Below are 23,920 nucleotides of genomic sequence, written 5' to 3'. Positions count from 1 at the left end.
GCGTTATTGTAACTGGTAAGCTTTTAATGGCTCATCATTAACACCAAACAGGTAATATTTACCGCCCTTTGCATTTTTAATGATTAATGACGAACGTACCTGTCCATTTAATTTAAGCCCGCTATTTAAGGGGGAGATGTAGCTAAAGCCGTTTTTATTATACTCATAAACCTGCCCGTAGCTGGCGTCGAGCCTGCCTACTTCCGGCTTGAAGCCATAAAAATTACCTGCGAGAATAAGTCTTTTGGAACCGCCAGCGTTATCGCATAAAATAGTGTTAACGGTTGATAGCTGTGCATTAACAGGGAGTTGTTTGCATACAAATTTGTTGCCGCCCTTATTAAAAAATACAGCCGATGCCAGAAAATTCATCTCATGTGTTTCGGCATCTTGAAGCATATCATCAGTAAATACTTCATTAAATGGCTTGCCTGCATAGTCAATGTATTTTAAAAAACGTTTTTTAAGCATTGGTATTTGCCCAACAAGGTCAGGTTTCATATGGAAAACATAAGGTACATGGTCACTTTTATACATTGATGTTACACATTCTTTTGTGCCATTGCTGTCAAAATCCTTAATATATATTTTCATAGGCTCGGTAAATGAAGCCCTGAATTTTGAATTTAACCCAAGGTTGCCCGCGATAATATCAGGTTTGCCGTCGCCATCCACGTCGGCCACTTCCAGACTGCTCCACCAGCCTTTGTAATTGGCCAGTTGTTTATCTTCGGTAAATTTACCTTTTGTATTTTTAAATATCTTTATTCCCATCCAGTTACCCGCAACTATAAGGTCGGGGTACCCGTTGTTATCAATATCAACCCATTTTGCCGCAGTTACCATGCCCAATTTTGTATCGGCACCCAAAGCCGTTTCAGATACATCGGTAAAATGACCGTCGCCATTGTTATGGAAAACATATGACCCCGGCGAGCAGCCGTACAGTCCCGGCACACTGCGCCCGCCTATAAAAAGGTCGGGATGACCATCCTTGTCGTAGTCGCACGATATCACTACAGATGCATTAACTGCTGCATGCAGGGTTTTATCAACGTTTCGGTGGAAATTACCTTTTCCATCGTTTTCAAAAAACCTGGGGTTATATACCGGCGTACCGGCTTCATCGGCGTTACCGCCCACCGCTATAATTAGGTCCTGGTCGCCATCGCCATCAAAATCACCAAATGCGGCGCCGGCATTTTCCTGGTACTCCTGTTTTTTGAAATCATCAGGAACTGTTTTAACAAACTCGCCATTCTTTTGCTGCACATATATAGCCGCGGTGCTGTTTTTTGAGCTGCCAAAATAAAAATCAGCTAATCCGTCATTATTAACGTCGCCCGTAGCCATGTATGGGTTTTCTGTCGACAGCATTTGCAGCATCAGTCTTTCGTTGTCAAAATCAATAAAGTCGTCTTCCTTATGTTGTGGTATGCTATCAAAAACGGCTTTGGTAATGTTAGTAAATAATGGCTTTATTACCGGTTTTGTCCAGTTGTATTTAAGCCCGGCATTTGCCTGGTTATAAGTATAGACACTGTCGGTTTTAACATTTTTTACGACCTCATAATTTCCGCCTGGCCAAATGATCTGTAATGAGTCAATTTGTTTGTATTTACCTGTACCTATGGTAAGCAAGTTAGGAGACGTAGAACTTTGAAAGCCACGGGCAGGCTGGTTATAATAAATAAGCGAACTGCCTTTCATGAAAGCCTTTATAGTGGTGCCCACACCAAAAACATTTTGGCCCGATCCTTTTAGTTTTATTTGGATACGATGATTGCCATTTTTTTCGGCATTGCTTTTATAGAAGTAAGCGGGGGAATTAACGTTATTTACAATCAGGTCATTATCACCGTCGTTATCAAGGTCGGCGTATGCAGCACCATTACTAAAGGCAGGTTTATCTAAACCAAAATCAGCCGCCCGGTTAGTAAATGTAAGGTTATGGTTATTTAAAAAGGCATAGTTTGATAACGGGGTTGAATTCATTTTTTCGGTGAAATCTTTATAATCAAAATTTTTACGGCCCTGCGCAATTTTTTCCATGTTATCCCTGTTGCCTAAAAATTCAATATAGTCCTGATCGGTCAGGTCTTTATAAATACCGTTTGATACAAAAATATCCTTCCACCCATCGTTATCCATATCAAACATCAGGGCACCCCAACTCCAGTCCGTAGCTGCAACACCAGAGTAAAATGCTGTTTCTGAGAATGTGCCATCGCCATTATTTACCTGAAGGCAGTTTTGCATGTATTGATTGTAATAACCATCGCGCTGTTTTGCTTTGATCACATCGTACGACTCAAAAGAGGTCATCTTTTTAAGTCGTTTATCGCCCTCAGGTAGCATTTCGGTAGTAAATATGTCGTATTGGCCGTCATTATTTATATCGGCAATGTCTGAACCCATTGAGGCAAGGCTTAAATGACCAGTTTCATTCTGGACATCCTCCTTAAATGTTCCGTTTTTTTGGTTGATGTATAAATAATCGCGCTCAAAAAAATCATTGGATACGTAAATATCAGGATAACCATCCTGATTAATATCAGCTACAGACACGCCTAAACCAAAGCCAATATCGCTCGAAAATATGCCTGCCTGCTTAGTTACGTTGGTAAAATGACCATTGTCATTACGGTAAAGGCGGGCACCTCCAAGTTCATCAACAATAGCCCTTAAATTGGTATTAAAATCAAATGAACCGATAGGCCTGAATGAGTTATTGAGTACAAAACAATCCAGGTCGCCATCATTATCAAAATCAAAAAATATAGCCTGTGTTGATAACCCATTGTCAACCAATCCATACTTTTGGGCCTCTTCTTTAAAAGTGCCGTTATGTTGATTGATGAACAATTCGTTTCCTTTTTCATTACCGCGGGCATTACCGCTATGGCAAACATAAATGTCAAGCCAGCCATCGCCGTTAATATCAACCATAGTTACACCGGTGCTCCAATATTTAGTTCCTTTTACACCGGCCTTATCGGTTACATTTTCAAATTTCCAATTGCCTTTGTTAATGTAAAGCTGGTTGCCGCCCATGTTTGAGGTTAGGTAAACATCGTTAAGGCCATCGTTATTTACATCGCCTATAGCAACACCGCCGCCATTGTAATAATTTCGAAAGGTAAATACATTGGTGCGGTCCTGTTCATTTAATTGATTTATAAAATTAACTCCAATACCGGTGTTTGACTGCAGCGTAAATAAAGCAGGTTTGTCCTGACCTCCATCACAGGCACAGAACATTATTTCTAAGGCAAAAACAAAAAACAGCAGTTTTTTAAATGGCATCATATACATAGAAAAAACAAACGTAGCGGAAATTTTCCGCTACGTTCTTATAATTAATCAAAATCTCAATGTTAATAACCTGCGTTTTGTTTAAGGTTAGGGTTGGTATCCACAGCACGCTGAGGAATAGGGTAAATAGTTTTTGATTTATCAGTTTTTTGAGGACGCTGATCAACCGGATCATTGAATTTTTCAAAACGGATAAGGTCATTCCTTCTCCAGCCTTCCCAGTACAGCTCACGGCCTCTTTCGGCCAGCATGGCAGTAAGATCAACTGAGGCGAGAGGAGTGGCGCCACGAGGAACGCGGATGGCGTTTACTATCGCTAAAGCTGTTTGTCCGCTTGGGTCAGTACCGCCACGTAAAATAGCTTCTGCCTTTTCAAGCATCACGTCAGCATAACGCAGGAATACATAGTCATTTGATGAGTTGTCATCATTAACTGTATTACCGGTTGGTTGTGGGAAGTATTTAAACACCCTTATACCCTGTGCTTCTGTAGAATAATTAAGGTTAACATCCTCAGTAAAAATAAGTGGTTTACCACCTCTTTGTTTTAGGGCAACGCCGCCTGGTCCGTATTGCTGACCTATTGCAAAACCAGCTCTTAAACCAATTTTGTCTGTTAGGCCAGGATATGCAACGCCTCTGCGTTCGTCTGTTGCTTCAAAAGATTTATAAAAATCAGCTAAAGTTGTAAATCCATTCCAGCCATCAGGAGTTTGGTTGTAATGCAAGCCCATTCTCCAGCGATTTTTAGCTGAGCCCGGAGCATTGGTTGTTGTATTGTAAATACCGAAGATATTTTCATGTGATTGCTCACTATTGTCCCATGCAAAATCCTGAAAGTATTTACCTGCCGGTTCTAAGGTATAACCAGCGGCTGTTACTTTATTGGCATACTCAATCACCTTATCCATATCTGCTTTAGCAAAGGTGAACGGACCGCCCACTACTGCTGATTTATATACCGCTTTGTTTAAATAAATTTTAGCCAGTAATGCCTGCGCGGCCGCTTTGCTTGCAATGCCGATGTTAGCAGATGTTCCTAAATTTGCCTCGGCAAATTCCAGATCCTTAATAATAAAGTCTGTGGCTGCGCTACGGGTATAAACAACAGGAACTGATGAGTTTGGTGCATTAGGATCACGATAGGGTGCCTGGCCGTATAAATCAATTACCTGGAACATAAACCAGGCGCGTAAAAAGCTGGCTTCGGCTTTGATCTTAGTATCGGTTGCCCTTACAATAACCTGCGTTGCACGGTATACACCAATGTTTAGCTGGTCCCAGGTATCATTAACCTGGTTGTGTGTAGGGGTCCAGGTATGGGTGTGTAACTTACGCCATGTACCAAAATCGCCCCAGTCGGTACCTCTGGTCGGGCCCATCATTTCGTCTGTTGAATGTTCTTGCAGAGCGTATGTATTAGCCTGATCGGCCTGCCCATAAAGCTGTGAGTAAACCCCATTAAGATCAGCTGATGAGGATGCTCCTCCCGCGTCAATAGTTTTTGAGCCGTATGGGGTTTCAGTTAATTTTTTACAACCTGCAGCTGTTATAAGAATTAAGCTGCAAATTAGTGCTCTTGAAGTTATTTTTTTCATGATAATATTTTTTTTAAAACCCTGCATTTAATCCTAATGTGAATGTACGCGCTTTTGGATAAGCGGTGTAATCTATACCTCTTGAAGGTACATTATCTCTTTGCTTATCTGTATTAATTTCAGGATCTAAACCGCTGTAGTTTGTGATTAAAAATATGTTCTGACCTGTTACCGATACCCTGAGTGATTTAATTGTTTTGCCTTTTACAGGGAATGTGTAACCGATATTAGCGTTACTTAACCTAATAAAATCGCCTTTTTCCAGGAAACGGGTAGAAACTTCTGCGGAGTTAAGTGGATTTTCATTGGTTGCTGCTACTTCTTTAGTTACGTTACGACCGCTAACAAGGTTGCCTTTGTAAAAAAACGCGTTCGCTGTGTTGTTGTAAATATAAAAGCCGGTAGCTCCATTTAAAAAGAAACTTAAACTAAAGTTTTTGTAAGTAAAGCTGTTGGTTAAACCCGCAGTAAATTTAGGAATAGGACTGCCTTGCGGAGATGAAACATCTATACCTTGTGGATAGATACCGAAACCGTTAGCATCTAAACCGGCATAATTTGGTACATTGAAGCTATAAAGAGGATAACCATTGCCAAAAAACTGGGCATAAGCTCCAGATAAGCCCTGGCCATCAATATTACCGGTAATTACGTTGCGGTTACCAAAGTTTTCGATCCTGTTTTTAAGGAGTGTCATATTATAAGAAACATCCCAGGTGAATGTTTTGCCTTGTATAGCCTGTAAACTTAAGCCTACTTCAACACCTTTGTTCCTCACGTTGCCCGGAAGGTTTGTCCAATATCTTGGAGTTGCAGCGGGTTGCGCAATATCCTGAAAGAATAAAAGGTCCTTTTGTGATTTATTGAAGTAATCAATTGTACCGGTTAAACGGCCATTAAGTATAGTGAAATCGATACCTGCGCCGTATGCTGTTTGCGTTTCCCATTTTAAATCAGGATTAGCCGCATTCAGAGGGGGATTTGAAGTACCTAAATAGTTCAGTTGCCTAAGTGCTATAGCCGCATAAGATGGATAATCCTGGTTACCAGTTTGACCATAATTTAATCTTAAGCTTAAATCATCAAATATACCTTTTGGTGCAAAGCTTTCGCCGCTGATACGCCATTTGGCTGCGAGGGCAGGGAAATTGGCATATTGATTATTTTTACCAAAACGAGATGAACCGTCCCTTCTTATTGTACCGGTTAAAATGTAACGGTCTTTATAAGAATAGTTAACACGGGCAAAATATGATTGCAATTGATAACGGCTGCTATCAAGGCCATTAATGTTACCAACAGGATAAGCTAAGTGATTTTTAAAGTCATTATAATCCTTTTTTAATACCCCGGGGGTAGAAGTACCCCAGGCAATATCTGCACGGTCAAAATGTTTAAAAGTTTGATATGAATAGCCTACTAAAGCAGAAAGGGAGCTGTTATTAGTCCATTTTTTTTCATAATTTAAAGTGTGCTCCGTAGTATAGTTGGTCAATTCAGTATGTACCAAAATAGCGCGGCCATTACCTGTAGCCGAAGGAATATTAAATTCCCTTATACCGGTAGCATCTGTGAAGCCAATAATCTTTGGATCATAAAATGTTTTTCTCAAACCTCTTGATATATCGGCACCAAAATTCCCTTTATATGTTAAGCCCTGAAATAATCTGATTGTAGCAGTTAAATTGTTCAGGTAGCGGTTGATGTTGTCTCTATCATCTAATTGGTTTAATAAAGAAACCGGATTCCTGAAGCTGTTACCTTTTGGAATTCCATTATCATCATACCCATTCAGGTTAAACAATCTTCCCTGGTCATCATAAACGGGAGCGGTAGGGTTTAGTTGTATTGCAGATCCAATTAAACTACCATTAAAGCCTGCGTTATTAGTTATAGGGGCAAACTGATCCTTAACATTTGAATATGTAGATTGCAGATCCAATTTTAACCTGTCGCCGAAAAAGGACTGTGACGCGTTAATACGTGCAGAAATACGTTTCAGGCTGGTATTTTTAACAACACCATTTTGATCATCATAACCAAAGGAAGCACGGTAACTGCCACCAGAATTAGATGCACCGCCAAAACCCAGGTTGTAATTTTGAGAAACAGAGGTTCTCAAAATTTGCTTTTGCCAGTCAGTATTACCTTTATAGTCAACAGCAGCTGCATCAGCGCCTACACTGGCTACGGCAGCCAAAAACTGGTCTCGGTTGAGTAAATCATACCGTTTAGCTGCACTGGATACGCTGGTATTAGCACTAAACTGAATGCCCTGTCCTTTGCGACCCTTACGTGTTGTAATTAATATTACACCGTTGGCACCACGTGAACCATAAATGGCAGAGGCAGATGCATCCTTTAGGATACTGATATTTTCAATATCAGAAGGATTAATAAATGCCAAAGGGTTGCGGGCAGATGATGAACCTGCACCACTGTCAAAGCCACCTGCTGTACCACCGTTATCCAATGGTACACCATCTACTACATACAGTGGAGCACTACCCGCGCGAATAGAACTGGCTCCGCGAATATTGATGGTAGCGCCGGCACCGGGTTCTCCACTTGCAGGTGTTACCTGAACGCCTGCAATTCTACCTTGTAATAATTGTTCAGGCGTTGCTATAACACCTTTGTTGAAATCTTTGGTTCCAAGCGAAGCCACGGAACCCGTTGCATCTTTTACCCGTTGTGAACCGTAACCAATCACAACAACTTCGTTTAACGCTTTACTGATCGATTCCATGCTTGCGTTAATGGTTGACTGGCCGTTGATAGGGACAGTTACGTTGTTATATCCAACATAGGTAAAGGTTAGGCTTGCTGTGTTTGCCGGAACCGAAATGCGGTAACCACCGTCGGCATTGGTTATTGCACCGCCTGGAGCCCCCAGGGTGGTAACCACCGAAACCCCAATTAAGGGGGAACCATCTTTTTTGTCAGTTACCTTACCTGTTATGATTTTATTTTGGGCCAAAGCAGGCTCGGCCAAAAAGAGAATAACAGCAAAGAAACATACGTTGAGTAAGTGTTTTAATTGCATAATACTGAGATTTAGTTGAAATTGGTTTTATTTTGGTTCAATTTTATGTAACAAACACATAAGCCGGGTATTCCTTTGTTTGCACCGCCATGTATCTCCGATTTTTTTAACCGGCGAAATACTACTGAAATACTGAAATTAGCATTAAAGCCTTTTCGCTTCTGAATTTAAAAAACGGACCTACTTTTAAGTTGTTGTAAGGTGTATCGGTTTACGGTATTGTTATGTTAAAATTTAATGCAATTTAGCTATTATGAAATCAGAAAGCCATTGATTGGGGCTCTAAGAGGCTTGCCTGCTTAATTATATAACTTTTTTATTGGTTTTTTTAACTTAATTAACTGTAAATCAGTTAAGTGTATTTAAATAATATGTAAAAAATATAAATATTTTTTACCCTTTTTTACGCCTCAAAGTCTAATTTTATAGCAAAAAATGGTATTTAAATATGACGAAGTAGTATTGTTTAATGCAAAAATATTAGTTAAAAACCGCGGGTTTTTACAATCGGGCATCTTTAAGTTTAATGATTTGCCATAACCCAACAGAGCTGTTTTATCTTCCTTAAAGGAATATTACTTGCGCTGTGCGGTCGGTCTGTAATGACAATTGCCGTAATTATCTAGATGTATTTTTCCAAAGTTTATGCCTGGCGTTGTTATGTCTTTTTAGTTTTAATTTCTTTATGTTTACTTCTGTTATTAACCTGAATGGTCAACTGATCGAACAATTGGAAAGCGAATATGAATTTTGAGGCAGTTACAATTAAAGATATTGCAAGGGAATTAGGGATCTCGCCTTCCGCTGTTTCCAAAGCGCTGAGAGATAGCCACGAGATTAGCCCTAAAACCAAAGGATTAGTGTTGGAATGCGCTCAACGGATTGGTTATAAGCCCAATCCGATGGCTCAAAGTTTAAAACGCGGCAAAAGCAAATCAATCGGAATTGTAGTATCAACCATTGATAACCAGTTTTTTTCACAAGTGATCAATGGTATCGAATCCGTTGCACATAACAACGGCTACAATGTGATCATTACACAAACCAACGAATCATTTGAACTTGAAAAGTTAAATGTGCAACACTTAACTTTCCGGTCAATTGATGGGTTGCTGATCTCGCTTTCAACAGAAACAAAAAACATCGACCATCTTAAAGATCTTCATAAAAAAGGGCTGCCTATTGTTTTCTTTGACAGGACAAGCGATGAGATCGAAACCCACAAGGTTATTGCAGACAATTTTAACGGAGCTTATGAGGCAACGGTTCAATTAATTAAGGCAGGGTATCGCAAAATAGCTCATATTACAAGCTCAGTTAATGTATCTATCACAACCGAACGCTTAAAAGGCTACCAGCTTGCGCTTGAAGAAAATAACATTGAACTTAATGAAAAGTACATTAAATACTGCCTTCATGGCGGTAAAGATCTTGCTGAAATTGAACATGCGCTAAGTGAATTACTTTTTTCAGATGATCGGCCCGACGCCTTGTTTACAGCATCGGACAGGATAACCACAACTACCCTTGCTTTACTACACAAGTTAAAGTTTAAAATACCTGATGACATTGCGTTATTGGGTTTTACTAATACTCAATTAGCTGCTGTTTTAAACCCTTCCCTCAGTTCTGTTTATCAGCCGGGGATTGAAATGGGCAAGAAGGCGACTGAAATGCTAATTAGTATGATAGAGAGCAAAAGACCTGTTACAGAATTTGAAACGGTTATATTACCTACCCAGGTTTTTATAAGAGACTCATCAAAGCCAGTTGGCGTTATAAGTTGAATTCTGTGCTTAAATAACCTAAATAATTAATCAGTAAACTAATTGTATTGTCTTTTAATGCTAACTTTTAAATTTCGATTATCGTAAAAGTGCTTAAATTTGATATTCCAATTATTATTAACTGTTCCTGGTGCTTTTTAATTTGATAACTGCGTTTAAATACTGGGTGTTTTGTTTCATTTTTTTAGGGGCTTTTACTCAAAGTTACGCGGCCGATTTTCCTGTTAAATATTTAGGTATTGAGCAGGGGTTATCAAATAATGCTGTAACCTGTATAACGAAGGACAAATATGGTTTCATGTGGATGGGAACTTACGACGGACTTAACCGTTACGATGGTTACATGTTCAAAGTTTTTCGCAATATATGGGGGGATAAAAACTCCCTCATCAATAATCACATTAAAGCTCTCGGCGCATGCGGGTCAAGAATATATGTAGGAACCGAAAAGGGACTAATGTTTTTTGACTATTCTGATTCACGTTTCCACACCCTTTATTGTTACAACCAACAACATCAACCAATTAAAATAGGGTTTAATATAAATGACATCGCTACTGATAAAGCCGGTAATGTTTACGTGGCCAACGGCGCATACGGGCTGCTTAAGTTTCGGCGAACTGATACCGTTGGCACGGAGATATTGTATAGCGCAAGCAAAAGGCACTATGGTACGCAGGCGGTCATAATAGACAAAACAGGAGGGCTATGGGTGTTGGTAACTGGGATTGGGCTCGGTAAGTATGATGCTGCAAATAAAGGAATAGCTATAGTAACAAAAGATTTGGCATACTCTGGCTGTTTAACAACCGGTCAGCAGGGTAAGTTAATAGCGGGTTCCGGCAATAAGTTGTTTATTTATGACCCTGTCACCAGGAAAACCACCAAGGTTGACACCGGGCTCAATAAATTGACCAGCAACAATATTTTTAGCCTCACTACCACAAAAAACGGTGATGTTTGGATAGCGACCAATGGCGGCGGCATCAAAGTGTGGACGCCCTCTACCAATAACTTCACCTATATCAATGCAGGAGAAACACCTAATAGTTTACGAAGCAGTGCTGTTGATGCCGTTTACGAAGACGATGAATCACGGATATGGATAGCAACCCTGCGCGGTGGGGTAAATATTATTGACCGTAAACCAACACCATTTCATTTATTTACACATGATGCCTTTAATAAAAACAGCGTTGTCAATAATTTTATCCTGTCCTTTTGCGAAGATAAACATCACAATGTATGGGTTGGCACCGATGGCGGGGGGCTGAGTTACTGGGACACAAAATCCAATACGTTTAAAACTTATGTACATCAAAATACTGCCGGATCAATAAGCAGTAATTTTGTTGTAAGCATTGTAAACGACTATACCAATCAAATATGGGTTGCTACTTTTAATGGTGGCATTGATGCCTTTAACAGTACCTCTAATAGTTTTAAGCACTATAGGTGTTATAACCCGGTAACAAGAACCGAAGAGAGAAATTTTTGGAAACTGTATGAGGATTCGAAGCATCGCTTGTGGGCAGGCAGTACGTGGGGAGGTGCTTTGTTTTTGTATAATCGTGCAAAAGATGAGTTTGAACTTTTTGACAGCAGTTTGATCAATATTCACACACTGTATGAGGATCATGCCGGTAATTTATGGGCCGGAAACTACAACAGTCTTATTAAAATTGATGTTCTGCACAAAAAACATCAATCTTATTTTATTGGACAGGCCATCAGGGCCCTGAATGAGGATAATAAGCACAATTTGTGGGTGGGCACAGACGGCGGCGGTCTGCTCCAATACAACATTAGTACCCGCCAATACAAAAGGTATACCGAATTGGCCGGGCTACCCAGTAACACTATTCTTAATATATTAGTGGATAATGCCGGAAATTTATGGTGCAGTACTTATAACGGGTTAACCAGCTTTAACGTACTAACAAAAAAGATCACTAACTACAGCGCTTCTGACGGGTTGCAAAGTAACCAGTTTAATTATAACGCCGCACTAAAATTAACTTCAGGTAAAATGCTGTTCGGGGGAATAAAAGGGTTCAATCTTTTTGCGCCGGATAGCATCTCGCCATACACGCATCAGCCCCGGCTAATGCTTTCTGATTTTAAAATAAACAATGTCTCCATCGAATACAATGGTGCTTATACCCGGCAGCAACCATTAAATGAATTAAAAAAAGTAACTATTCCATTTAGCCAGGCTACACTAAATATCAGTTATACCGCGCTCGAATACTCGTTTCCCGAAAAGATATCCTATGCCTATTACCTCGAGGGCTGGGACCATGGCTGGAACTACGTTGGTAAGTTAAAATCGGCTTATTTTTCTCGCCTTAACGAGGGTACCTATACCCTGAAAATTAAGGCCACCAATACAGAAGGGCAGTGGGTAGCAGCGCCCATAGCTATTAAAATTATTGTTTTGCCCCCCTGGTACCGCACCTGGTGGGCTTTTTTAATTTACATGTCATTGCTGTTTACAGCAGGTTATGGGTTTTATAATTACAGGGTAAATCAAACCAGGCTTAAGTTTAAAGTAAAGCTCGCCAACCTGCAGGTAGAAAAAGAGAAAGAGCTTAACGAAAAGAAACTGACTTTTTTTACCAACGTATCGCACGAGTTTAGAACGCCGCTAACCCTTATCATCAACCCAATAAAAGACCTCCTTAATCAGGGAATAGGTAATGCTGACGAATTGGGCTCTATTTACCGTAATGCGCGCCGTTTGCTTGGTTTGGTTGATCATTTGCTGCTTTTCAGGAAAACCGAAAGCGAAAGCGCTTTGCTGCAAGTAAGTAAATTGAACTTTGTAAGTTTATGCAACGAGGTTTATTCCTGCTTTATTCAGCAGGCAAAAATTAAACACCTTAACTATTGCCTGGAAAGCGAAGTAGAAAGCATTGAGGTTTACGGCGACCTGGAAAAGATAGAAATCGCCCTGTTTAACCTCATATCAAATGCCATAAAATTCACTCCGGACCATGGCTCCATCCATATTGTTCTTGAGCACGATGACCTTCATGCATACTTTAAAATAATGGATAATGGGATAGGGATAAATGCAGATGTGGGCGATAGGCTGTTTGATAAATTCTATCAGGCAAAGGATAAAAACTATTTCCGTAAAGGCTTTGGCATTGGTTTGTACCTGGTTAAGGTTTTTATTGAAAGTCATAAAGGTAATATCAGCTACTCCAACAATTTGAGTGGAGGTACCACGTTTGTGCTTGCACTGCCTAAAGGTAAAGAGCATTTTTCGGGTGATGCTATTGTTGACGATGTTGTACCTGATTATACTTACATAAACGAGCTTATTGATAATGATAGCAAAGACATAGAGCAGGAAGAGGATATGGGTGTACTGGAGTTATTCAGCTCTGCCAGGCACACGCTCATGGTAATTGATGATAATGACGAGATCCGTTCATACATCAAAAAGATATTTACGCCCGGTTATACCGTAATTGAGGCCCAAAATGGCGTTGTGGGTCTTGAGCTGATAAAAAAACACATGCCCGATGTAGTAATAAGTGACATTATAATGGGGGGCATAAGCGGGCTTGATTTATGCCGGCTCACAAAAGCAGATCAGGCCATAAGCCATATTCCTGTTATCCTGCTAACCGGTGATACAACACCAGATATTATGCTGAAGAGTATAGAAGAGGGCGCTATTGATTTTTTACGCAAGCCCTTTGATAAGGAATTGCTCATTGCAAGGGTAAAAAGCGTATTGCGCAATAAAACGGAATTACAGAATTATTTTTATGAAGAGGTAACTAAGAAAAGTGCCAGTCGCTGTATCTCACAGGAAAACAAGGATTTTTTGAATAATTGTATTTCGGTAATTGAGCATTATTTTGCCGATGATAAGTTTGATGTTTATTTGCTGGCCAAAGAAGTTGGTATTAGCTATCCAACTTTATTTAAGCGCCTCAAGAATATTACGGGCCAGTCGGTTAGTAATTTTATCCGGTTTGTGCGCTTACGCAAAGCTGCCGAACTACTCATCCAAACCAATTGTAATGTTAATGAAGCCGCGTTTCAGGTCGGCTTTAGCGATATTAAATATTTTCGCGAACAGTTCTTTAAACAATATGGGATAAACCCCTCCGAATTCATCAAAAAACACCGGGCCAGTTTTCAAATATCCTATCGTATGAATGAGTTTGATAAAAACACATCCGGATAACCACGACCTTAAATTTGCTGGTTCGTCATCGCCATGAAGTCTGCCAAATAAATTAAAGATGGTTTTGACACTTATTTTCTAAAATGATCGCTTTGCTTAATGAAACGATGTTAATGTTATAAATTTACTCTGAACTATGAAATTGAATAATATTTTTGTTTGTATGCTGTTCTTCGCGGGTTTACAACCGGCAATAGGGCAGGAGTTGCTTAGTGATACTGCCGGGCAATACAAGTTGGTATGGGCCGATGAATTTAATAAAGACGGCGCTCCTGATAGCACCAATTGGAAATTTGAAAACGGATTTGTTCGTAATCATGAATTGCAGTGGTATCAATCTCAGAATGCGTATTGTAGTAACGGGCTGTTGATTATTGAAGCAAGGAAAGAACATGCTCTTAACCCAGATTTCAAGGCCGGCAGCAGTAACTGGAAAACGAACCGCGAGTTTATAGATTATACATCGGCAAGCCTTAACACACGCGGGCAACATGCCTGGCAGTATGGCCGTATGGTGATGCGTGCACGTATTGATATATCGGGCGGCATGTGGCCCGCCTTCTGGACATTGGGAATCAATAAGCCCTGGCCCTCAAACGGCGAAATAGATATCATGGAATACTATCGCAATATGCTGCTGGCTAATATTGCCTGCGGCACATCAATTCCTAATAATGCCAAGTGGTATAGTAAAATCAAGCCGGTAGATAGTTTAGGAACCAACTGGAGTAAAGAATTTCATACCTGGCGGATGGATTGGGACGAACAAGTGATCAGCCTTTATGTAGATGATCTATTGCTTAACCAGGTAGAGTTAAAAGACCTGGTAAACCGCGACGGTAGTAATTTTAACCCCTTCAGGCAGCCACATTACATTTTGCTTAACCTGGCGCTGGGCGGTGATAATGGTGGTGATCCTTCGGCTACCAGTTTTCCACGCCGCTACGAAGTAGATTACGTAAGAGTTTATCAAAAAGATAAATAAGCTAAATATTTCACTTATTGTTAAAGGCGTTCCGTTATAGAAAATGTAGCTGTTCATGTTGTTCATTTTTTAAAGCATGAACACTCGTGAACGCTGACACAAGCATGTCAGTAGGATGTGGGCAAGGTAAAAGTGCACAAAGACAAGGTCGTCAGTTTTATCTCCCCAGAAAGATCACAGAACATTTTATTTTTTTATTTCGTAACACAGTTCCACCATTCCGCTTTTGTGGGCGGTTACGCCTTTCAGGTGCAACGCTTGCTCTTTTCCTATTTGGTCAAAAAACGGTGTTCCGTCGCCTAAAATAACGGGCAGAATAGATTGCCTTATTTCATCCGCCAGGTTTAAACGAATAAAATCTTTGGCAAGTTTAGCACCGCCTACCAGCCAAACGTTCCTGTAGTTTGGTTTTAGTCGCTCAGTTACAAGTTTGTTGAGGTCGCCCGAATAAATCTCAATGTTTTGTCTGTCAACCGGCAGTTTTCGGTGGGTTAATACAACAGTTGGCACATCTCCGTAAGCCCATCCGTAAGATTTTGAAAGTTCCAAAGCGTGTTCATATGTCCGGGAACCCATTACATAGCAGTCTATCGTTTTAAGAAACTCCTCCGCATCTTGTTCGGTAATATTAATTCCTTTCTCATAGTAGTCAGCTGTTTCAAACCACGAAACGCTATTATCTTTTTTGGCAATATAGCCGTCAAGGCTTGACACCATATGTATGGTTATTTTAAATGAATCTGTGGTCATTGATGTGTTATAGTAGATATGCGTTGTTAAACTGCATGGTTCGTTCTACTAAATATACAATGTTAAATCGCATGTAAGAAAATATTGGATTGAACATTCGATAGCTTAAGCAACATTGAAAAAGTAATACTGAAAAATAATCGATAATACATTCGACGAAGTGCCATGGTGGAAAGTAGATTATCAATAAAAATTAGAGATGTTGTTTAGAGCGTTTATTTTTTAAATGAACTGGCTGATTATTTTATCACTTAAAGCTTTAATACTGAATGGCAACTGGACCACTTAAAATAATTAAATTGGATGGTAAGATTGGGCCAACAAAGGTATATTTTCGTGCCGAACAGAGAATGAATTTATTGTTAAACGACTACAGGCTTTATAAGTTTTAAAATGAAAACCTGTGGTCAACCGAAGGGTCATCATGTCAAAACGTAAATTTTTAAAAGATGCAGACGCAAAAGCGTTTGATACTATGATGGGATTCGAGCGATATCTTGCGGCGAGTTCCTTAACTAAAAAGCATTGGGAAATGATCAAAATACGCGTTTCTCAGTTAAACGGATGTGCTTATTGCATTGATAAACATAGTAAAGATGCTATAAAGGCCGGAGAAAGCCCTCAACGTATTTATTTGCTCCCGGTATGGCGCGAAACTAACTTTTTTACAAATGAAGAGCAGGCCATATTGGCATTGGCTGAAGAAATGACCCTGATTGCTGGCAGAAACGTATCTGATAAAGTTTATGACAATGCTATTGAATTGCTTGGTCAGCAATATACGACAGAAGTTATGATGGCCATTGTAGCTATGAATGCCTGGAATCGAATAGGAATTACGACAGAGAGGAAAGCGGAGATATAGATCACGTACCTCATTTTCGATAGAGGCCAGTGCCGTCCGAATATCTCCAACTTCGGACGGCTGCGTTAAGACGTAAATAACGCTCTAAGCTTATGTGCATTTAATTTGGGGGAGGGGCTTCCTGTACCATTTCGCGAACTGACAGCCAAGCAATTGATTCTTTCTTGTTGCATTTGCTGGTTTCTCACATTTTGAACAAATAGGCGTTACATTTAACAATCAGTATCATACGATCTCTCTATGATTAACGTGGTATTTTCTAATTTATAAATATTGTTTTTTAGTTATTAAACAACCATTTTCATATCCGAATAAATTTATAGGATGTTAAATATGCTCCCCCGCCATTGAAATTAAATTATCTGTATCGCAATGGTTTTTAACAGAATACACAAAAAAGACAACAATCAGTTATTGGTGTTAACGAGCGGGAAAATATCAAGGTATTTTTGATATTAATTAATAACCTTATTTATAATCTATATTATTTAACGCTATGAAAAAAATACTTACCATTCTGTTGGGCCTTTCTGCGGGTTTAATAAGTTGTAAAAAAGAACACATTGCCACGTCTGCCAAACACGAAGAGAGCAGTGCGCAAAAATACCCGGTGTCGTTCGCGGTAGCACCATTTGATGTACAAACCGGAACTTTATCGCTACATAGTACCGCAAAAAAAACCTCGGCTCTGAAAGATAACTTCAAGTACTTATATTATTATGTAACCAAGCAAAGTGATTCGTTACATGTCATCAAAACTATTAAGCAGAAATCGACAGACGAGGGCTTTGGTAGAATTAACGACACGCTGGCTGCAGGTAAATACAACATTTTTATCTTCGGCGCAGCCCGGTCTGATGTGGAAGTTTTTACAGGTACTGAGGATTTTTATTATCCCGGACTGTTATTGGCGTATGAGGGATATAACGGGCACAGACCACCCAATAGCATAGGCGACAACTTTTTAAAAAAAATATCCATCACCGTAGGCAAAATGACCAATCAGGACGTGAAGCTTGACCGGATCGTGGGCAAGATAAATGTTAAAATCACAGACCCGATACCCTCTGGCGTATCTAAGATTGTTGTCAATTTTAATTCCGTGCCTGACGTGCTTGATCTCTATACCGGTGAGGAGGCTATTACTAACAGCATTGGTGGCGAAACAGTAACACAGACCTATATTGTTAAGCCTGAGGATGTAGGGAAGACAGGTTTAACGATGGGCGATTACTTTTGGGCAGGTGGACTTTGGATAGACCTCAGTTATTATGACCTCAATGGTAACCAGGTTGATCAAAAAATTCCGACAGGCAGCTGGCTGGTTGAAGCGAACAAAGCGGTTACATTTTCCGGAAAATTGTTCAGCATCTCCACCGGATTTAGTGTGGGCGTGAACAGCGGTTGGGAATCGGAGACCGATCAACCATTTGAGTTCTGAAATTACAGACTATATTATAGCAGCCAACCTGTTTTGCTCTTTTCTATGTTGCGGTAAACGGTTGGCTGCTTCTATATCCTTATAGATAGTGTTGCCCAGGCACTTCGCATTAGTGAATTCCTTTACCCACAACTTTAATAATATGAAAAAATAGAGACGCTTCTTAAGCTCAGGTCAAACATAGTCTGCGGTAATTAGGCATATAGGATAGCCGCAGCCGTTATATTGCCGACTTAGGTGCTATCAAGACGATATCGAATAACAGGCTTAACTATTTTGCTAGCCCGCACCCTCCGCATAATGGCGGGGATGGTATTGGCTCCAGCGCTGATGTACGTGCCACAAGGCTGGCCCTGTCTAAAGATGAAGGCACGCTGTACTTTACCGATGATAATACTGTGAGGAAGATCTATTTAAGATAATGAGCAGGCATAAGCCTTACTGACGGGAAAAAAGAATGCCGCTAAAAATTAGTGGCTCGCTTAAAACCATATACTTTAGCCACACGAAATGTATTGAGCACGGTTGGGCATCATAAGGGACTGTTTCATAATAATGAAGCAACTTATCCAATGGTCTAACACCTGCTAAATGAACTGGCAGATCGTTTTAACCACCACGTAATTAATTATCCTAATTAAACAAAAAGAGTGGCCGGCTGTTATCCTATCAAAGAGCAATACCTATGAAAAATCCTTTTAAAAAAGAAGATCATACCTGGCTGTGGATCGCTGCCTCCATCACCGGTGCACTGGCAGCCGGAGCTGGGATTTGGTTCTATTTGCACGGAAAACGTGTGGCAACCATGACGGCTTACCATAAAGAGCATGCACAGGATTACCTCAACACCAAACGATCAAAAAAGAAAAAAAAACAACGAACGGATCTGCACGAGTTGGAAGATAAGCTCGGCGCAACCACCAAAGCTTGATTTAGCAAGTAAGGTCGAAGCGACCGGACATCGAACTAAATGCCTTTTAATGCATTTGAAAGCAGGCGTGAAAATCTTAAAAAAATAAAGACCTCCATTCCGGGCAGGGACCGAGGTTTTTATTTTTGTGATGGGACTTTAATTATTACAAACCATTTTTATGTGATTGAAACAACCGAGGAACTCAGACCTGAATTGAAAAATGATTCAATTATAAGCTTCGGATGATTATAGCATTTATATCTGATCAGCGTTTACTTGTCCTGATCGCCTTGCAGGGCATCCCTGCCCCCTGAATTAAGATTGTCCGTTATATCTTTAGTCGCAATTAATATTTTGCCCAACGCGCAGGATATGCCCGTCGGGGTCTTTGACCAGCATCTCGCGCATAAACCAGGGTTTATCCTCCGGCGGGCCAGAAATCTCCGCGTTTTTATCTTTGATCAGCTCGTAAAACTTATCAACGTTATCAACGTTCAAGGCCAGCCAAGTCCCTTTATGCCCCTGGCCACCCTTACAGAAAAAAATGCTAAAGTCCCCATTTACTACGCCGCCAAAGGTCGGTTCATCATCCCAGCTCCAGCTATCAGGAAAACCCAGCACTTCGGTATAAAAAACAATACTCCGATGCACATCCTCTGAGTACAAAATCGGAAAAACAGATTCGATTTTCATAAAGCTAATTTAAGTCAAAAAAACTCAATGCCACATGGTACCTGCAAGTCCGAGCACCAATCCCAGCCATTGACCTACTAAAAACTCCAGGGCGCTCAGCACTAGGAATACTTTGCCAGGCCAGCCTTTCATCCCGCGTAGGGGTTCGGTCACATCATAACATAACCCGGTGACTGCGCCTAATGCCGGTGTCAGCAATAGGGGCTTAATTCGCCAGTAGTCGCCCCAGGCCGGGTTTCCCTTACCGGCCGTCAGCACAAAAAAGCCAACCACTGCTAATCCTGCGCCAGCACCAATAAGCATCCTTTTACGCAACTGCGGTGTAAAAACACTTCTTTTAGTTAATGTAGTTGTTTTCATGATTTAATTATTAAAAAGTACTTTGAATTGCAAAGTTATTGATTAGATTTGTATTATGAAAACCTCTCTGAAAAAATTTACAATACGGTTCGTCGCCGGGGCATTTGGTTTCTTATTATTAACCAACGCCTTGGGCCAGCGCCCCGAAATTTTATTTGATGGCTCTGTGACTGGCATTATCTTAGCACCATTTAAATTGATTTTGATGGGGCCGCTGGTGCCGTTTATCAACTTTCTGCATCAGGATCCGGATACTCCGCCGCCATTCTTCCTGGCCGGCTTCGCTTTTTACTGGACGCTGCTCGGCCTGGGCCTTTATTATATACTGACTAAATTGAAAAAACGGCATGAGAGCGCTTTATGATCAAGCCAAGGCCGACCCCTGGTTCCGGCGGTTCGCGGTTTTTTGCCGTATCGCCCTGGCCGCCAGTTTTTTGCCGACCGGTTTCGTGAAGATCATGGGGCAACGCTTTGCCGAAGGCCTGCCGCATAACAATCCCTTAGGCCATTACTTCGATGCTTTACTGCAGACCGGCTATTATTATACTTTTATCGGTGTTACCCAGATCATCACCGTAATCTTGTTGCTAATACCGCGGACCGCGCTCCTTGGCGCAATGATATATTTCACACTAATCGTCAATATCACCGTACTGACCTACGCCACCCGCTTTGACGGTACCCGCCTGGTCACCATGATGCTGTTGGCTTCTATCTATTTACTCATCTGGGACTATGACCGCTTAAAACACCTGTTGTCCTTAAAACAGGCGCCGGTCATTGTAAGGCCACCAAACAAACGCCTCCGTTTGTACTTTTTTGGCGGCGTCTTTGCTATCCTCGTCATTATCATTGCCGGTACTTTTTACCTGTATGAGATTACACCGGGTAATTCCGAGGAAGAATGTCGCAATCAATGCGCTTCCAGTAAAGATCCCGCGGCTTGCCAGGTTTTCTGCGATTGTATTTATAAGCAAGGCAAACCCCTCGACACTTGCCTGACCGATTTTAAAAAGATGAAAGCGAGGAATGGCCGATGATCCCTATCTTAAGGCATACCACGCCATACTGGTGCAATAAGAGATATCTTTGGGGGGCGATAACAATTAATGGTAAGACTTATGATCACTTAGGTGAAGTTAACGATGCGCTAAAAGGAATAGGCAATCAGATTGAGAAACTCAACAAGGGCATTAGAGAGGGAACTTTCTCAGATGACGTACTAGAACAAGCAGAAAAGCTAAGAAGCGGTCTGCAGAAAGAAAAAGATCGAATTCAGAACATATTGAACAAGGCAAAAAAAGCAGCAAATGGGCAGTAACATTAGTGAAAAGGGATTTATTGACATGCTGGTCAAGAGATTTCCCGAGATAAAAGAGGAAGTATTTGATGAAGACTATGAGGGTCTTTTAACCTTGCAAGTGGGATGTTTTAAAAGATTCACCCAAGAAGCCATTAATAATAATGATTTTCAGCGAGTGTCTGCATCTTTTGAATTTGTTAACGAACTTATAGACCAAGTAACCGCAAAGGTAGAAAATGCCCTATACATATCTTACTTGGGTCATTTGACTATATCTAAGGGAAGCAAGGTTGAAAAGATGCTACCTGGTAAGCTTAAGGAAGCTTATGGGGATATCCATAAGCATAATCCCTCCAAATCACAAAATAGTAAGTTAAATAAATTCTTAGAAGATTTATAAGGCCAAGCCCTGCTGTCCGTAGAGTTCGTCCCGCTGTTCGAACGTCTCCGACTTCGGACGCTTATGTAACGAAGCGGTAATACCATATTAGCCTGGCCTTTGCGCCGGGCTTTGTTGTTTAATGAGCGTACTCTTTACCGGTTTTAGCATCCCTAACAATGGCATTAGCCAGGGAAATGAGTTTATCTTTAAACCCCCGCTGTCCGTAGAGTTTCAGTAAGAGGCTAAGGGAATGTGCGCTGTCCGAACGTCTCCGACTTCGGACGGTTATGCTTAACGAAGCAGTAATAACCAAGCTCAGCTAATACAAAACGAGTGTTTAGTCTTTCATAGGTTTGTCCGTTGAGCGCAACCATTTATCGAATACCTTGTATAAACTTACAAGACAATGAGAAAAATTATCTTATTATTAATCACATTATCATTATTTGCATGTGATCAAAAAAATCGAAAGCATCAGCAGAGTGATAAATTCTATATAGAAAAGGGTGGATTTGACGAGGCTCGTATTCCACTCATTAAACCATATGAAATTACCTCTCCATCTACAAATAGTAATTGGATCGCCGCATCGGTAGACACCACTGAAGTTCCAGTAACCATTCCGGGCACAGAACATATTAATGTTGTAGATTCTGTTATCTTCATTTATAGCCAAAAAACGGTTTTGGATGGTCAACCGATTGACCAAGCCTGGTTTATTATTATTCCAAAGAATCACCTGCTGCGAGGATTTAAAAGCCATCAGGAATATCTAAATTATATATCGTCAATAGAGATTAGGGAACCGAAAATGTATAATGTGAGTGAAGTTTTTCATTATTTTGACCAGAAAGACACATTAGATTGGAGTGAACTTAATCGGTTATATTAAAGCAGCCCCCGCTGTCCGTAGAGTTTCAGTATGGGGCAAAGGGAATGTGCGCTGTCCGAACGTCTCCGACTTCGAACTGTTATGCTTATTAGCGAGATTGGAAAATGGGTATTTATACGTTCTACAGCCACTTTAAAGCAAAAAAAGCCTCTTAGAATTAACTAAGAAGCTTTTGAAAGTGTGTGCTGCCAATCGGACTTAATTATTCGGTCACATTTAATGAATCGATAATACCGTCCTTAAGTCCCAAATGAAATTTCAACACGATCGGGCTGCCAGGAAATGTGCCTGAAACCTCCGCGGTTAATACTCCGTTTGAGCCGGATTCCTCATATCGGAGAGGTTTCATCACCGACTTATATTTCTCATTCGCCTCTTCGATCCATTGCCGGATTTCTGCTTTGCCGGTGTGGGTCTTGCCCTCGTCATGAACGATAGCGTTCTCAGTGAAACACTCAATGTAAGCCCCGCTGTCGTAAGTGTTCTGCGTCTCTACAAATTTGGCTACCAATTGTGGTAATTCCATGATTTTTATTTGTTTGATTTTTAAGTTGTTGGCACCGTTCCGCCGTCAATGACGAAATTTGTTCCTGTTAAGTATTTGGCTCTTGGTGAAACCAAAAAACCAACCAGTTCGGCTACTTCTTCCGGTTCAGCGGGCCTGCCGTAAGGTATTCCACCCAATGCATCCATCACACCTTGCTGAGCTTCTTCTACAGTACTATTTGCATTTCTTGCGATCTCGCCTAACCAGGCTATCGATGCTGATGTATTTATCCATCCTGGCGAAACAGTTAGCACGCGGACACCTTTCGGCGTAACTTCATTAGATAAACCTTTACTGTAATTGATCAATCCTGCTTTTGAAGCTGCATACGGTAAGGTTGAATCGTATAGCGGCAATATGCCCTGGATGGAAGCGATGTGAATGATAACACCACTTTTCCGGTCGATCATTTGCGGTAAAAATCCCCTGTCAAGCCTGACAGGAGCAAGTAAATTGGCTTGCAGGGTTGATAGCCAATCCTCATCATTCAATGCTGAGAAGCCACCGGCGGGAGTTGATGAAGCACCAAGGTTATTTACCAAGATATCGAGCCTGCCATAAGTTGACAGCACTTCGCTGATCACTTTTTGCGCATCTTCTGCCTTGCTTAGATCGGAAGGAATAAAATGTATGTTGCTGTTTTCTTTTTCGGGAGCATTTCTTGCAGTTATAATTACCGTTGCGCCAGCTTGCAATAGCCTTTCTGCAATTGCCTTTCCGGTCCCTTTTGTACCTCCTGTTACCAGGGCAATTTTGCCAGATAGTTCATTGCTGTAATTGATTTGTTGTATCATGATTTTTGAATGTTGTTTTTGATTGTACAAATCTCGACAGTA

Annotated in this window: 19 protein-coding genes; 11 read left to right on the top strand and 8 right to left on the bottom strand. The window is 40.7% G+C overall.

Translation table 11 applies throughout. The features are described 5' to 3' along the window. Positions 1-3: 3 nt before the first annotated feature. From J2W55_RS24130 to J2W55_RS24120, 3 genes are all read right to left on the bottom strand, one after another. On the bottom strand, positions 4-3,309 hold the full coding sequence (locus J2W55_RS24130; RefSeq protein ID WP_310102487.1) for a VCBS repeat-containing protein: 3,306 nt from the start codon (positions 3,307-3,309) through the stop codon (positions 4-6). Between the two features lie 68 nt (positions 3,310-3,377). After that, entirely contained in the window at positions 3,378-4,913 is a 1,536-nt protein-coding gene (locus J2W55_RS24125; RefSeq protein WP_310102485.1) for a RagB/SusD family nutrient uptake outer membrane protein, read from the bottom strand. A 13-nt stretch (positions 4,914-4,926) separates the two neighbouring features. Beyond that, positions 4,927-7,959, bottom strand: coding sequence for a SusC/RagA family TonB-linked outer membrane protein (locus tag J2W55_RS24120; RefSeq protein ID WP_310102482.1), 3,033 nt, complete (start codon positions 7,957-7,959; stop codon positions 4,927-4,929). Between the two features lie 743 nt (positions 7,960-8,702). Here J2W55_RS24120 and J2W55_RS24115 point away from each other — a divergent pair. The 3 genes from J2W55_RS24115 to J2W55_RS24105 all read left to right on the top strand — a co-directional run bounded on the left by J2W55_RS24115 (position 8,703) and on the right by J2W55_RS24105 (position 14,938). Continuing rightward, positions 8,703-9,746 carry a LacI family DNA-binding transcriptional regulator gene (locus tag J2W55_RS24115; RefSeq protein ID WP_310102480.1) on the top strand — a complete coding sequence of 348 codons (1,044 nt, stop codon included), beginning with the start codon at positions 8,703-8,705 and terminating at the stop codon, positions 9,744-9,746. Positions 9,747-9,888: 142 nt separating this feature from the next. Continuing rightward, positions 9,889-13,953 (top strand): two-component regulator propeller domain-containing protein, encoded by a 4,065-nt coding sequence (locus J2W55_RS24110; RefSeq protein WP_310102478.1) that lies wholly within the window; start codon positions 9,889-9,891, stop codon positions 13,951-13,953. A gap of 136 nt (positions 13,954-14,089) precedes the next feature. Next, positions 14,090-14,938 carry a glycoside hydrolase family 16 protein gene (locus J2W55_RS24105; protein ID WP_310102476.1) on the top strand — a complete coding sequence of 283 codons (849 nt, stop codon included), beginning with the start codon at positions 14,090-14,092 and terminating at the stop codon, positions 14,936-14,938. A gap of 186 nt (positions 14,939-15,124) precedes the next feature. Here the strand turns inward: J2W55_RS24105 and J2W55_RS24100 are convergent, their stop codons facing one another. Next, entirely contained in the window at positions 15,125-15,688 is a 564-nt protein-coding gene (locus J2W55_RS24100) for a dihydrofolate reductase family protein (RefSeq protein WP_310102474.1), read from the bottom strand. A gap of 424 nt (positions 15,689-16,112) precedes the next feature. On the opposite strand from J2W55_RS24100, the gene J2W55_RS24095 reads away from it, so the two are divergent. The 3 genes from J2W55_RS24095 (at position 16,113) to J2W55_RS24085 (ending at position 18,925) form a co-directional block, all read left to right on the top strand. Then, positions 16,113-16,553 (top strand): carboxymuconolactone decarboxylase family protein, encoded by a 441-nt coding sequence (locus tag J2W55_RS24095; RefSeq protein ID WP_310102472.1) that lies wholly within the window; start codon positions 16,113-16,115, stop codon positions 16,551-16,553. A 496-nt stretch (positions 16,554-17,049) separates the two neighbouring features. Beyond that, on the top strand, positions 17,050-17,994 hold the full coding sequence (locus tag J2W55_RS24090) for a hypothetical protein (protein WP_310102469.1): 945 nt from the start codon (positions 17,050-17,052) through the stop codon (positions 17,992-17,994). 685 nt (positions 17,995-18,679) lie between these two features. Next, a complete protein-coding gene (locus J2W55_RS24085) occupies positions 18,680-18,925 on the top strand; it encodes a hypothetical protein (RefSeq protein ID WP_310102466.1) in 246 nt (81 codons plus the stop codon). A gap of 318 nt (positions 18,926-19,243) precedes the next feature. Here the strand turns inward: J2W55_RS24085 and J2W55_RS24080 are convergent, their stop codons facing one another. Both J2W55_RS24080 and J2W55_RS24075 read right to left on the bottom strand, forming a co-directional pair. Continuing rightward, a complete protein-coding gene (locus J2W55_RS24080; RefSeq protein WP_310102463.1) occupies positions 19,244-19,600 on the bottom strand; it encodes a VOC family protein in 357 nt (118 codons plus the stop codon). 24 nt (positions 19,601-19,624) lie between these two features. Next, on the bottom strand, positions 19,625-19,960 hold the full coding sequence (locus tag J2W55_RS24075) for a hypothetical protein (RefSeq protein ID WP_310102461.1): 336 nt from the start codon (positions 19,958-19,960) through the stop codon (positions 19,625-19,627). Positions 19,961-20,015: 55 nt separating this feature from the next. Here J2W55_RS24075 and J2W55_RS24070 point away from each other — a divergent pair, with 55 nt between their 5' ends. From J2W55_RS24070 to J2W55_RS24050, 5 genes are all read left to right on the top strand, one after another. Continuing rightward, the gene (locus tag J2W55_RS24070; RefSeq protein ID WP_310102459.1) at positions 20,016-20,324 is read left to right on the top strand and encodes a hypothetical protein; all 309 of its coding nucleotides are present in this window, start codon (positions 20,016-20,018) and stop codon (positions 20,322-20,324) included. Next, entirely contained in the window at positions 20,308-21,000 is a 693-nt protein-coding gene (locus J2W55_RS24065) for a hypothetical protein (RefSeq protein ID WP_310102457.1), read from the top strand. Before J2W55_RS24070 ends, J2W55_RS24065 begins: the two co-directional genes overlap by 17 nt. Continuing rightward, positions 20,997-21,281, top strand: coding sequence for a polymorphic toxin type 28 domain-containing protein (locus tag J2W55_RS24060; protein WP_310102455.1), 285 nt, complete (start codon positions 20,997-20,999; stop codon positions 21,279-21,281). The genes J2W55_RS24065 and J2W55_RS24060 overlap by 4 nt, the downstream gene beginning before the upstream one ends. Then, positions 21,271-21,663: a DUF7674 family protein gene (locus J2W55_RS24055; RefSeq protein WP_310102452.1), complete on the top strand. Its 393-nt coding sequence runs from the start codon at positions 21,271-21,273 to the stop codon at positions 21,661-21,663. The genes J2W55_RS24060 and J2W55_RS24055 overlap by 11 nt, the downstream gene beginning before the upstream one ends. A 388-nt stretch (positions 21,664-22,051) precedes the next feature. Further along, positions 22,052-22,537: a hypothetical protein gene (locus tag J2W55_RS24050; RefSeq protein WP_310102449.1), complete on the top strand. Its 486-nt coding sequence runs from the start codon at positions 22,052-22,054 to the stop codon at positions 22,535-22,537. 202 nt (positions 22,538-22,739) lie between these two features. Here the strand turns inward: J2W55_RS24050 and J2W55_RS24045 are convergent, their stop codons facing one another. Beyond that, the gene (locus tag J2W55_RS24045; RefSeq protein ID WP_310102446.1) at positions 22,740-23,063 is read right to left on the bottom strand and encodes a nuclear transport factor 2 family protein; all 324 of its coding nucleotides are present in this window, start codon (positions 23,061-23,063) and stop codon (positions 22,740-22,742) included. A 20-nt stretch (positions 23,064-23,083) separates the two neighbouring features. Then, positions 23,084-23,878, bottom strand: a complete 795-nt coding sequence (locus J2W55_RS24040) for an SDR family oxidoreductase (RefSeq protein ID WP_310102443.1) — start codon at positions 23,876-23,878, stop codon at positions 23,084-23,086. Positions 23,879-23,920 lie beyond the last annotated feature (42 nt).

The sequence above is a fragment of the Mucilaginibacter pocheonensis genome (assembly GCF_031456535.1).
Lineage (GTDB): Bacteria > Bacteroidota > Bacteroidia > Sphingobacteriales > Sphingobacteriaceae > Mucilaginibacter > Mucilaginibacter pocheonensis.
Note: the sequence above shows the minus strand (reverse complement) of the source record. Positions and strands in the feature narration are given on the sequence as shown.

Excerpts from the sequence above, each read along its gene's own strand:
- J2W55_RS24080 (WP_310102463.1), bottom strand. The coding sequence starts at position 19,600 with ATGAAAATCGAATCTGTTTTTCCGATTTTGTACTCAGAGGATGTGCAT.
- J2W55_RS24040 (WP_310102443.1), bottom strand. The coding sequence starts at position 23,878 with ATGATACAACAAATCAATTACAGCAATGAACTATCTGGCAAAATTGCC.
- J2W55_RS24105 (WP_310102476.1), top strand. The coding sequence starts at position 14,090 with ATGAAATTGAATAATATTTTTGTTTGTATGCTGTTCTTCGCGGGTTTA.
- J2W55_RS24100 (WP_310102474.1), bottom strand. The coding sequence starts at position 15,688 with ATGACCACAGATTCATTTAAAATAACCATACATATGGTGTCAAGCCTT.
- J2W55_RS24095 (WP_310102472.1), top strand. The coding sequence starts at position 16,113 with ATGTCAAAACGTAAATTTTTAAAAGATGCAGACGCAAAAGCGTTTGAT.
- J2W55_RS24085 (WP_310102466.1), top strand. The coding sequence starts at position 18,680 with ATGAAAAATCCTTTTAAAAAAGAAGATCATACCTGGCTGTGGATCGCT.
- J2W55_RS24050 (WP_310102449.1), top strand. The coding sequence starts at position 22,052 with ATGAGAAAAATTATCTTATTATTAATCACATTATCATTATTTGCATGT.
- J2W55_RS24055 (WP_310102452.1), top strand. The coding sequence starts at position 21,271 with ATGGGCAGTAACATTAGTGAAAAGGGATTTATTGACATGCTGGTCAAG.
- J2W55_RS24115 (WP_310102480.1), top strand. The coding sequence starts at position 8,703 with ATGAATTTTGAGGCAGTTACAATTAAAGATATTGCAAGGGAATTAGGG.
- J2W55_RS24060 (WP_310102455.1), top strand. The coding sequence starts at position 20,997 with ATGATCCCTATCTTAAGGCATACCACGCCATACTGGTGCAATAAGAGA.
- J2W55_RS24075 (WP_310102461.1), bottom strand. The coding sequence starts at position 19,960 with ATGAAAACAACTACATTAACTAAAAGAAGTGTTTTTACACCGCAGTTG.
- J2W55_RS24125 (WP_310102485.1), bottom strand. The coding sequence starts at position 4,913 with ATGAAAAAAATAACTTCAAGAGCACTAATTTGCAGCTTAATTCTTATA.
- J2W55_RS24120 (WP_310102482.1), bottom strand. The coding sequence starts at position 7,959 with ATGCAATTAAAACACTTACTCAACGTATGTTTCTTTGCTGTTATTCTC.
- J2W55_RS24090 (WP_310102469.1), top strand. The coding sequence starts at position 17,050 with ATGAAAAAAATACTTACCATTCTGTTGGGCCTTTCTGCGGGTTTAATA.
- J2W55_RS24065 (WP_310102457.1), top strand. The coding sequence starts at position 20,308 with ATGAGAGCGCTTTATGATCAAGCCAAGGCCGACCCCTGGTTCCGGCGG.
- J2W55_RS24045 (WP_310102446.1), bottom strand. The coding sequence starts at position 23,063 with ATGGAATTACCACAATTGGTAGCCAAATTTGTAGAGACGCAGAACACT.
- J2W55_RS24130 (WP_310102487.1), bottom strand. The coding sequence starts at position 3,309 with ATGATGCCATTTAAAAAACTGCTGTTTTTTGTTTTTGCCTTAGAAATA.
- J2W55_RS24070 (WP_310102459.1), top strand. The coding sequence starts at position 20,016 with ATGAAAACCTCTCTGAAAAAATTTACAATACGGTTCGTCGCCGGGGCA.